The 11448-nt window shown below is 58.5% G+C and carries 7 protein-coding genes; 5 read left to right on the top strand and 2 right to left on the bottom strand.

Annotated elements, in window-relative coordinates; all coding sequences use genetic code 11:
• Window positions 1-49 precede the first annotated feature (49 nt).
• Window positions 50-2515 carry a DUF349 domain-containing protein gene (locus tag B3M52_RS08170; RefSeq protein WP_075194585.1) on the top strand — a complete coding sequence of 822 codons (2466 nt, stop codon included), beginning with the start codon at window positions 50-52 and terminating at the stop codon, window positions 2513-2515.
• Here B3M52_RS08170 and B3M52_RS08165 read toward each other — a convergent pair.
• Entirely contained in the window at window positions 2512-2778 is a 267-nt protein-coding gene (locus B3M52_RS08165; protein ID WP_036206478.1) for a late competence development ComFB family protein, read from the bottom strand. The two genes, B3M52_RS08170 and B3M52_RS08165, sit on opposite strands and share 4 nt — an antisense overlap.
• Window positions 2779-2966: 188 nt before the next feature.
• Between B3M52_RS08165 and B3M52_RS08160 the strand changes: the two genes are divergently transcribed.
• From B3M52_RS08160 to B3M52_RS08150, 3 genes are all read left to right on the top strand, one after another.
• Window positions 2967-4175, top strand: a complete 1209-nt coding sequence (locus tag B3M52_RS08160) for an acetyl-CoA C-acetyltransferase (RefSeq protein ID WP_075194607.1) — start codon at window positions 2967-2969, stop codon at window positions 4173-4175.
• A 32-nt stretch (window positions 4176-4207) separates the two neighbouring features.
• Window positions 4208-6358, top strand: coding sequence for a 3-hydroxyacyl-CoA dehydrogenase NAD-binding domain-containing protein (locus B3M52_RS08155; protein ID WP_075194584.1), 2151 nt, complete (start codon window positions 4208-4210; stop codon window positions 6356-6358).
• 293 nt (window positions 6359-6651) lie between these two features.
• Window positions 6652-8844: a carboxy terminal-processing peptidase gene (locus B3M52_RS08150; RefSeq protein ID WP_075194583.1), complete on the top strand. Its 2193-nt coding sequence runs from the start codon at window positions 6652-6654 to the stop codon at window positions 8842-8844.
• A gap of 6 nt (window positions 8845-8850) precedes the next feature.
• Here B3M52_RS08150 and mtnA read toward each other — a convergent pair whose 3' ends face one another.
• On the bottom strand, window positions 8851-9915 hold the full coding sequence (gene mtnA / locus B3M52_RS08145) for an S-methyl-5-thioribose-1-phosphate isomerase (RefSeq protein ID WP_075194582.1): 1065 nt from the start codon (window positions 9913-9915) through the stop codon (window positions 8851-8853).
• Window positions 9916-10074: 159 nt separating this feature from the next.
• On the opposite strand from mtnA, the gene B3M52_RS08140 reads away from it, so the two are divergent.
• Complete coding sequence (locus B3M52_RS08140) at window positions 10075-11415, top strand: TRZ/ATZ family hydrolase (RefSeq protein WP_036206461.1); 1341 nt, start codon at window positions 10075-10077, stop codon at window positions 11413-11415.
• The last annotated feature ends 33 nt before the right edge of the window (window positions 11416-11448 follow it).

Here is an 11448-nt window from a genome sequence, read left to right as displayed (position 1 = left end):
CTTACTTTGCCGGCACCGGGAACTGGTTTCAATATCAAAGGATAACCCCATGGCCGCATTCATCCAGAAACTGTTTGGAAATCGCAAAGCAACCGCGACTGCCGTTACCCCTCGCAAGGAAGCTACGAAGGAAGAGGCCGACAAGACAAGCAGGCAGGATGACCAACGAGAGCTGCAGGCAGAAGCACTGAAAGCCAACCCGTCCGAAGGCGAACTCGAGGTACTGGCCATTGGCGGCCTGACAGCAGGTATACGCAGCGAGGCGGCGGAAGCACTGACAGAAAAAGCCACCCTGCAGCGCGTCCAGAAGCTTGCCAAAGGCAAGGACAAAGGGGTCTATCAAATCGTTCGCCAGAAGCTGCAACGTATTCGCGACGACGAAGATCGACAACGAAAACTGGCCGAAACCATTCAAACCATCGTGCGTCATGCGGTTGAGCAGGCCCGCAGCGACGACACGAAGTTATTTGAGGCGCGTCTGGACGCACTCCTCCAAAAGTGGGCTGATGTTGAAGCTCAGGCCTCACAGGAACAAACCACGGAGTTCCTGCAGGCTGTTCACCAATGCCGCGAACGGCTGCGCGAGATGCAGGCCGAAAAGGATCAGCTGAGGCATCAGCAAGAGCAAAAGAGCCAACGGGCGGAAACGTTGTCCTTACTGGAAGACACCCTTGACGAACTGAAACATCAGGATCCGGACCTGGAACCCTCCCTGGCCTCCCTGGATGCCTTGCAGAAAACCCAGGAGAACCGCTGGCTGGAAGCCACCCGGGACACCCAGGTGGAGAAACAGGAACAGAAAACCTACGAGAACCTGATGCAGTCGCTGCGGAGTTATATATCCGCAGTCAAGCGCCTCGGCCAGCACCGCGACGAGATCATGGCGTTGCAAGCCACCGACAGCAGTGACACCGATGATAGCAAGCAGACCGATCAAGCCAGGGTGATACTGGAAACCGTCGACTGGCCCCGCGATTTCAGGCGCCCCACCTTGCTGGACGCTCTGAATCGCCTTGCGGGAAAACCCCGCCCTGCAAAAACCAACAAGCCAGACTCGGAAGAACAGAAGGCCTTGGCTGATTCGCTTCGGCAGGTGTTGGATAAGCTGGAGGAAGCTCTCGAATCCAAGCAGTTGAAGGAGTCCCGCCAGCACTTCAAGGCCGCACAACAACTCGCAAAAGGCCTTGATCATCGCCACGGCAAATCACTGCAACCACGAATGCACCTGCTCGGCGGCCAGCTTCGCGAACTGACAGACTGGCAGGGCTTTGCAACGCGCCCGAAACAGGAGTCGCTCTGCGAACAGATGGAATACCTGGCAAACCAGCCCATGGAACCGGAAGCCAAGGCTGAGCGAATCAAGGAACTGCAGAATGAGTGGCGGGGTTTGGGAGGTTCTTCCGATCGCGACTTGTGGTCACGGTTCAAGCAGGCCTCGGATCAGGCGTATGAGCCCTGCAAGGCCTATTTCTCTGCCAAGTCCGGGCTGAAACAGGCAAACCTGGAAACCCGCAAGACGATTTGCGATCAGCTAGGCACATTCCTCGACAACGCCGACTGGAATAACATTGACTGGAAAGCGGCCGAACGCATACACCAGACCGCACGTGAAGAGTGGAAAGCGGCCTGGCCCGTGGAATTTCGCGACAATCGCCCGGTTCAGAAACGGTTCGACGACCTGCTGAAACAGCTCGAGGCGCCGCTGGATACCGAGCGTAAGAAGAACGAAGCTCTTAAACAGGGCATTGTTGAGCGAGCGGAAGCCCTGATTGAACACGAGCCCCTGGGCGATGCCATGAGCCAGGCGAAAGCCCTGCAAACAGAGTGGACGAGCATTGGCATTACCCGACACCGCGAAGACCGAAAACTGTGGCAAGCGTTCCGCAAAGCCTGCGACCAGATCTTCGCGCGAAGGGATGCCCGCAAGAATGAGCAGGAACAGCTTTCCCGTGAGGCGGATGAAAAAGCGGGGCCGGTGCTTGAAGCCTGCCAATCGGCGGGCTCCGATAGCAGCCTTGATGTGCTCAAAGCGACACTGGCTGAACTTGACTCGCTCAGAAACGAGCCATTGTCTGCGGGCAGCAAAGAGCGAGTCAGCCAGGAACGCAGTCGCCTTTCAGGGCTGGTTTCGACCCGCCAGCTGCAGGATCAGATAGATACCTGGAAAACTTGGATCAACGCCCGGAGTTCAAGCACCCTGGACAGCGAGGCACTGCCACAGCATTGGGCCGGTCTGGCTGCCGATGTGGGCCAGCCAGACCCGGTAGAACTGGTGATTCGGGCGGAGATACTGGCGGAAGTGCCGTCACCGGCGGAAGACCAGGGCCGTCGCATGGAAATTCAGGTACAGCGACTTGCCGAAGGCATGGGCAACGCTTCTTCGGATAGCGACAAATCAAGGCAACTGGAAATGCTGGTTGCCAACTGGTGTGTGGTTCAACCAGTGGATGTTGTCAGTGAGCCCCTGGCTGAACGGCTTGGCAAGGCGTTGGAGGCTGTACTGAGCGAGAGCTAATCGTCCCGCTGATGGGTCTTTACAAACTCCCTGGCCTCCCGAACGGCGGTCAGGGCCTGTTTTTTCATGGTCTCGAGTTCGCCGTCGGCGAGGTAGAACATCATATCGATGCTGTGGCGGTAGTATTTGGCTGGCAGCCGATTTAGCGCCACACACATCACGTCGGTCAGGTAGTCCTGGCTGTCACCATCCCCTCTTGTTTCATCAATGGCTTCCGCAACCAGCGGCTCGTAAAAGTTATCGATGGCATCTCTCAGGGACATCGCTTTGCTCCTGCTTGTGATGGGTACCTGTCTACACCATAGAACCCTACCCTGAAATTGTCATGACCGGATTGAGCAGTTTCGCCAATTCGATTGGCAGTGCTCGTCATTACGCTTACCCGTCAGGACCCGCTATGGTTACCCTTCGCGATGCTATTACTGAGTCAACGACCAACAGAGGACAGGAAATGACCACCGAAGCCTATATCTTCGATGCGGTTCGTACGCCCCGGGGGCGCGGCAAGAAAGACGGTGCCCTGCACAGCGTTAAACCCATTACCCTGCTGACCACCGTTCTCAAGGCGCTACAGGAGAGAAACAGCCTGGACACCGCCCAGGTGGACGACATCGTTATGGGCTGCGTGACCGCGGTTGGCGACCAGGGTGCGGATATTGCCAAAACCGCCGCCCTGGCCGCGGACTGGGACGAAGTTGTAGCCGGTGTCACCCTGAACCGATTCTGTGCATCCGGCCTTGAGGCCGTCAACCTGGCGGCGATGAAGGTTCGTTCCGGGTGGGAAGACCTGGTGGTTGCCGGCGGTGTTGAAGGCATGTCTCGCGTTCCCATGGGTTCCGATGGCGGTGCCTGGGCCACGGACCCGGCCACCAACCTGCACACTGGCTTCATGCCACAGGGCATCGGCGCGGACCTGATTGCAACACTGGAAGGCTTTAGCCGGGAGGATGTAGACGGGTTTGCGGTGAAGTCACAACAAAAGGCCGCCAACGCCTGGGAAAAAGGCTATTTTTCAAAGTCCATCGTTCCGGTTACCGACCAGAATGGCGTGATGATCCTGGATCGTGACGAGCATGTACGCGGCAACACCACGGTGGAATCCCTGTCCAGCCTCAAGCCCTCGTTCCAGATGATGGGTGAAATGGGCTTCGACGGCGTCGCCCGGGAAAAATACCACTACGTGGAGAAAATCAATCACGTACATCATGCCGGCAACTCCTCCGGCATTGTGGATGGCGCCACGGCGCTCCTTATTGGCAGCGAAGCCAAGGGCAAGGCCATGGGGCTCAAACCCCGAGCACGTATCCTGGCCACAGCGGTCACCAGCACCGACCCCACTATCATGCTGACCGGCCCTGCCCCGGCGGCTCGCAAGGCGCTGGAAAAAGCTGGCATGACAGTCGACCAGATCGACTTGTTCGAAGTAAACGAAGCGTTTGCCTCCGTGGTGATGCGCTTCCAGAAGGAGTTGTCGGTTCCGGACGAAAAAGTGAACGTGAACGGCGGTGCTATCGCCATGGGCCACCCACTGGGGGCCACTGGCGCTATGATCCTGGGCACCCTGCTCGACGAACTGGAGCGGAGAGAACTGCGCTACGGCCTGGCCACCCTGTGTGTGGGTGGTGGAATGGGTATTGCCACCATCATTGAGCGCGTCTGAGCCGACGACTGATTCTGAGAGGAGAACCAACTATGAGCGCCATTCACTACGACCTGGGTTCAGACCAGATCCTGACCCTGACCATCGACATGCCCGGCCAGTCCGCCAACACCATGAACGCCGATTTTCGAGCGGCACTGACGGAGACAGTGGGCAAGGTTAAAAGCGATCTCGACAATATCCGCGGCATTATTGTCACCTCCGCCAAGAAAACCTTCTTTGCCGGCGGTGACCTGAAAGAGCTGTACAAAGTAACCCGGGAAGACGCCGGTGCCTTTGAAGACATGGTCAACGGCATGAAAGCCGAGATGCGCGTCCTCGAAACCAGCGGCAAACCCATCGTGGCAGCCATCAATGGCTCTGCCCTCGGTGGTGGTCTGGAAATCTGCCTGGCGTGCCATCACCGGGTTGTTCTGGACGAAGACAAGATTCAACTGGGCCTTCCGGAAGTCACCCTTGGACTGTTGCCCGGTGGCGGCGGCACTCAACGCCTGCCCCGTATGATCGGTTTGGAAGCGGCCTTCCCCTTCCTGATGGAAGGCAAAAAGGTAAACCCAAAAGCGGCGCTTAAGGCCGGCATTGTTAATGAACTGGCCTCGTCCACCGACGACATGATGGCCAAGGCACGGGCCTTTATCGACGCCAATCCAAAGAGCCAGCAGCCTTGGGACCAGAAAGGCTTCAAGTTTCCTGGCGGCGCGCCTCACCACCCCGCCATGGCCCAGAAACTGGCTATTGCGCCGGCAATGCTCAAGCAGAAAACCAAAGGCTGCTACCCCGCCCCGGAGCGTATCCTGTCCGCCGCCGTGGAAGGTGCCCAAGTGGACTTCGACAATGGCAGCCTGATCGAAACCCGCTATTTCGCGGAACTGGTTATTGGTCAGGTCGCCAAGAACATGACCGGCACTTTCTGGTTTCAGCTTAACGCGGTCAACGCCGGCGAAAGCCGCCCGCAGGGTGTTGAGAAGGAAACCTTCCGCAAAGTGGGCGTCCTTGGCGCCGGCATGATGGGCGCGGGCATCGCCTACTCCACCGCAACCCGAGGCCTGGATGTGGTCCTCAAGGACGTTTCCACGGAAAACGCGGAAAAAGGCAAGGCCTATTCCGAGAAACTGCTGGCGAAAAAAGTCAGCCGTGGGCGCATGACGGAAGAACAGAAAGCCGAGATATTGAACCGCATTAAGGCCACTGGTTCCGCGGACGACCTGGAAGGATGCGATCTGGTCATCGAGGCCGTTTTTGAAGACAGCAACCTGAAAGCAAAAGTCACCCAGGAAGCGGAAGCGAAACTGGCCGGGAACGGTCTCTTTGCGTCCAACACCTCCACCATTCCCATTACCCAATTGGCCAAGGCCTCGGCTCGGCCCGAAAAATTCATTGGGCTGCACTTCTTTTCGCCGGTGGACAAGATGCAACTGGTGGAAATCATCGTGGGTGAGAAAACATCTGACGACACCCTCGCCCGCGCCTTTGATTACGTCCAGCAGATCGGCAAGATCCCCATTGTGGTCAACGACAGCCGCGGGTTCTTCACCTCACGGGTGTTTGGCACCTTCGTCAATGAAGGCATCGCCATGCTGGGTGAAGGTATCCATCCGTCCAGCATCGAAAACGCAGGCGTATTGGCCGGCATGCCGGTCGGCCCGCTGGCGATTTCTGATGAAGTCAGCATGACCCTTATGCAACATATCCGCGACCAGAGCAAAAAAGACACGGAAGCGGCCGGTCAAACCTGGAACGCGCACCCGGCGGAAGCCGTCATCGACCAGATGGTCGGCAGCCACGACCGCAAGGGCAAGGCCGCCGGTGCCGGCTTCTACGAGTATCCGCAATCCGGGAAAAAGCACCTCTGGCCGGAACTGGACACACTGTTTGTCGATCGGGAAAAAGCCCGGAACACGGACCTCCAGGAGCTGAAAGACCGCATCCTGTTCATCCAGGCCATCGAAACCGTACGCTGCCTGGAAGAAGGCGTACTCCGGACCGTTGAAGACGCCAACATCGGCAGTATATTCGGTATTGGCTTTGCCCCCTGGACCGGCGGTGCCATCCAGTTCATCAACCAATACGGTGTCAGAGCCTTTGCAGAACGGGCAAAAGTCCTGGCCAAGCGCTTTGGTGAGCGATTCAACCCACCCCGTCTGTTGCTGGACAAGGCAGAACGCAACGCGGTCTTCGAGTAATCAACCCCTTCCCTTGCCGGAGCTGCACCTGCGCGCTCCGGCAAGGGGGTCACCAAAGGTTTCTCGCTGGCTTTCCGCCGGCCCCCGCGTTCACAAATCTGACGACTTCATGGACAGATTGTCACGTATCGAAACTTCCCCACTATGGCAACCGGTTCTGTGCTTGCCTACAATAAAACCATGAGCCAATCCAGCGATACCCAAAAAGCGCTTAATCAACTGCCAGCGGCCGCTCATCATGGGTCCCTCTCCGCAGCGCAGGGTATCGTCCACACCGTCAGGTAACAAAGCTTATGAGCATCGCGGAACGATTTGTCACCCGTTACAGCACGACCATGGGTGGAGTCATGCCCGGCAAAAAAACCTTTGCCCTGGCTCTCACGCTCGCACTCGCTGTGCCTGTATCGGCCAATCTGGATACCGACAAGGTCTACCAGCCGGTGTCTCCAACGGTGGAGCAGGCTCGCGCCAACATATTGATTGCCCGCCAATTGCAGTTCACCCACTTCCGCGATTTGAGCATTAACGACTCGCTGTCTGGGGATGTGTTTGACGCTTATCTTGACTACCTGGATGGCCAGCGCGTCTACCTGACACAGAAAGACATCGACAAGCTCAGTGCGATTCGGCTTGGGCTCGGATCGGCGCTCAAAACCGGTCAACTGCAACCGGGTTTTGATATCTACAACCTGGTTCAGCAACGCATCATTGAACGCCTCGAGTTCGCTCTCGACCTGATCGACAACGGCATCGACAAGCTCGACTTCAGTGCCGACGAACGCATCCTGCTGGACCGCTCCGACGCCGATTGGGCCGCCGACAGGGAAGCACTGGACGACCTGTGGGTAAAAAGGATCAAGAACGCCGTCCTGGCACAACGCCTCAACGATTCCGATGACGAATCCATCAAGGAGGCTCTGCAGCGGCGCTATGAAGGCCAGTTGAAGCGCGCCTACCAGGCACGTAGCGAGGACGCGTTCCAGGCTTACATGAACGCCTTCGCGGGCATGTGGGACCCGCATACCTCCTACTTTTCACCGCGCACGTCCGAGAATTTCAATATCAACATGAGCCTGTCCCTCGAGGGCATCGGCGCAGTGCTGCAATCAGACAACGAATACACCAAGGTGGTTCGCCTGGTACCGGGTGGGCCTGCCTCAAAGCAAGGCCAGCTTGAGCCGGCAGACCGTATCGTGTCGGTCAAACAGGACGACGAGGAAAAGCCCGTCAACGTCATCGGCTGGCGCCTCGACGAGGTTGTGGATCTGATTCGCGGCCCCCGCGAATCCACGGTGACCCTGGAAGTCATCCCCGCCGATGCCCCGGATGAAACCGTCACTGAAACCATCGCCATTGAGCGGGACAAAGTGAAGCTGGAGGAACAAAGCGCCAGCAAGGAAGTCATCGAGTTCGAACGCGGCAATACCACTTACAGCATCGGCGTCATTAACATTCCCACCTTCTACGCCGACTTCAAGGCGATGCAGGATGGCGATCCCAACTACAAAAGCACCACCCGGGATGTTCGCAAACTGATCGACGAGTTGAAGGCAGATGGCGTCGATGGCGTGGTGATGGACCTCCGCAATAACGGCGGCGGCGCACTTCATGAAGCCAACGACCTGGTCGGCCTGTTCATCGAGGAAGGCCCAACGGTACAGATTCGCAACTCCAACAACGACGTACAGGTACTCAACGACGAGGACCCATCCGTTGCCTATGACGGGCCGCTGGTGGTGCTGGTCAACCGAATGAGTGCCTCCGCCTCGGAGATTTTTGCCGGTGCCATCCAGGATTACGGCCGGGGCCTTGTGGTTGGCTCCCAGACCTTCGGAAAAGGCACGGTACAGGCTGTTCGGCCGCTGAATCACGGCCAGCTGAAAATCACCCAGAGCAAGTTCTACCGCGTGTCCGGCGGCTCGACCCAGCACAAAGGCGTGATTCCGGACATAGAAATTCCGTCGCGCGTGGACAAGACCCGTATCGGCGAGGATGCGCTGGACCACGCCCTGCCCTGGGACCAGATTGAAGCCGTGCCACATGCGCGCTACTTCGACTTCAGCGGTGTTATCGATGAACTCCGGAAGCGCCACGATACCCGGTTTGAGGAAAACCCGGAGTTCAGCTTGCTGCAGAAGGAAATCGAATTCCTGAAGCAACAACGCGAACAGGAATACGTCAGCCTGAACCTTGAAAAGCGCAAGGAATATCAGTCACAGATTGAGAGCACCCGGTTGACCATCGCCAACGCACGCCGCGCCATACACGGTGAAGAAGCCTTCGAAAGCCTGGACGCGCTGGACGACTGGCAGGACGAGCAGGCGGCGGAACCAGACGGCGCAGACGACGAACTGGATTTCATTATCCGCGAAGGCGGTAACATCATGGCGGATATGCTTGAGCTGGATCAGCGCATGGCGTCCATCCTGGCTCCCAAGCAGATCACCGCCCAGGCGAACACGCTGAGCGGCAAGTCAGGCCAGTAAAGGGTTTCAGCTAAACAATCCCGCCATACCGGTCAGGTTCGGGGTGCTGACCACACCCTTCTCAGTGACGATGACGTCGATCAGACTGGCCGGCGTCACATCGAACACCGGGTTAAACGCCTTCACGCCGGCGGGGGCGATCTGAACGCCCCGAACCTGCCTGAGCTCCTCCCCCTCGCGTTCTTCAATCGGGATGTCCTTCCCCGATGCGAGGGCCATATCCACCGTACTGGACGGTGCCACCACCATAAAACCGACTTTATGATGCCGGGCCAGGACCGCCAGGCTATAGGTGCCAATCTTGTTGGCCACATCACCGTTGGCCGTAATTCGGTCCGCGCCGACAATCACCCAACGCACATGACCCGCCGCTAGTATCGACGCCGCCGCCCCATCTGCGTTGAGCGTCACCGGAATTCCATCCCTTGCCAGTTCCCAGGCGGTCAATCGGCTACCCTGAAGCCAAGGCCGGGTCTCATCGGCAAACACATCCTTCAACAGCTTTTTCTCATGCAGACGCCGGATCACTCCCAGCGCTGTGCCGTAGCCGCCGGTGGCAAGCGCCCCGGTATTGCAGTGGGTCAGAACCGAAAACGGTTTGCTGGCATCCATGTGGGCCAGTGCATAATCCGCCATTGCCAGATTGGCAGACAGGTCGTCCTTATGGATTTGAACCGCCGTTTCGGAGAGGCGCTTTACCGCCTCCTCCAGGGAGTGACATTCTGAGAACACCTGCTCCATTTTCTGCAGCGCCCAGAACAGGTTCACCGCCGTTGGCCGGGAGGCCGCCAGTTCGCGAATGGCCTGCTTGATCTCCGCTTTCCAGTCACCGCCACCAGCGTGCCGGGCTGCAAGAGCAACACCGTACGCGGCGCTGATTCCGATCGCCGGCGCCCCACGCACCACCATATTGCGGATACTCTGAGCCACCCCGGCGGAGCCCTCCAGCGTAATCCAGTGTTCCTGGTCCGGCAGCAGCCGCTGATCCAGCAATTCAAGACTTCCGCCATGCCAGCGAATGGCTACGGTGCCGATAGCACGGTCACCAGATGAAACAGGGGCGCGACTCATTCATTAACTCCTGAGGGTTACAAAACGGCAGTATACCTGTGTTAATACGGTAAACTCAGCCCCCAGGGTAGTTCTCAACCGGGCCGGTCGCTATACTTTCGGGCTACATTTCAAGACAGCGTGGCTCCGTTCCAGGCTGCACGCACAAAGGTAGGGTTAATGACGGCAGACACCATTACCGCAGCGGACATTCGCATCAACGCACGCTGGCTGATTCCCATCGAGCCCGCCGATGTGGTTCTGGAACATCAGGCGGTTCTCGTCCAGGGTGACAGGATTGCCGCCATCGTATCGCAGGACGAAGCGGATGCCCGCTTCCGTGCCAAGGAAGTGATCGACCTTCCCAGCCATGTGGTGCTGCCCGGCCTCATCAATATGCACGGCCACGCCGCCATGTCACTGTTCCGTGGCTTGGCCGATGACCTACCCCTGATGACCTGGCTTAACGACCATATCTGGCCCGCCGAAGGCGCGTTTGTCAGCGAAGCATTCATTGCCGATGGCACCCAGCTTGCCATGGCGGAAATGCTGCGCACCGGCACCACCACGTTTTCCGATATGTACTTCTTCCCGGAAATCGTTGCCCAGCTTGCGCATGACGCCGGCATGCGCGCGCAGATCTGCTTTCCGCTGCTGGACTTCCCCACACCCTGGGGGAGCGGGCCGGATGAATACCTGTCCAAAGGCGAAGCGTTCATAAAACAGTGGCAGGACAACGCCTTCATCATGCCGGCCATTGGCCCCCATGCGCCCTACACCGTATCCGACGAGCCACTGAGAAAAGCCGTAGCGCTATCGGAGGCGACGGGTGCCCCGATCCAGATTCACCTGCATGAAACCGCCTTCGAAGTTGCGGACGCCATGGAAAAGTCCGGCAAGCGCCCTACTGCCCGCCTGGCGGAGCTGAAAGTACTCGGGACCAACACCCAGTGCGTGCACATGACGCAGATTGATGAGTCAGACATAGCGCTGCTCCAGGCGACCGGTGCCCACGTTATCCACTGCCCGGAATCCAACCTGAAACTGGCCAGCGGCCTGAGCCCGGTGCAAACATTCCGCAAGGCCGGCGTCAATGTCGCCATTGGCACGGATGGCGCGGCCAGTAACAATGACCTGGACCTGTTCGGCGAGCTTAACACCGCCGCCATGCTGGCCAAGGTGGTCGCAGACGACGCCTCGGCACTGTCCGCCCACGAGGCACTGGCTATGGCGACCATCCAGGGCGCCAGAGCTCTTGGGCGCGATCATGAGCTGGGATCGTTGGCCGCTGGCAAACTGGCGGACATTATCGCCGTGGATCTCGGCGACCCGTTCCTGCAGCCAGTGTATGATCCCGCCTCCCATCTGGTTTACAGCAACCATGGCCGCCAGGTAAGCCATAGCTGGATCAACGGCGTACCCCAGGTGCAGGAAGGCAAACTCACCCGCATTGACGTCCCGGACCTGATGCTACGCGTCCAGGGCTGGGCCGACCGTATTCGCGAACAGCAAACCAGTTGACGCTCACTCTCTCAGCGACCAGGCAGAACGGCA

It is taken from the genome of Marinobacter sp. UBA2688 (assembly GCF_002352785.1).
Classification (GTDB): Bacteria; Pseudomonadota; Gammaproteobacteria; order Pseudomonadales; family Oleiphilaceae; genus Marinobacter; species Marinobacter salarius.
The sequence above is the reverse complement of the archived record's forward strand: the minus strand, read 5'-3'. Positions and strand labels throughout refer to the sequence as shown.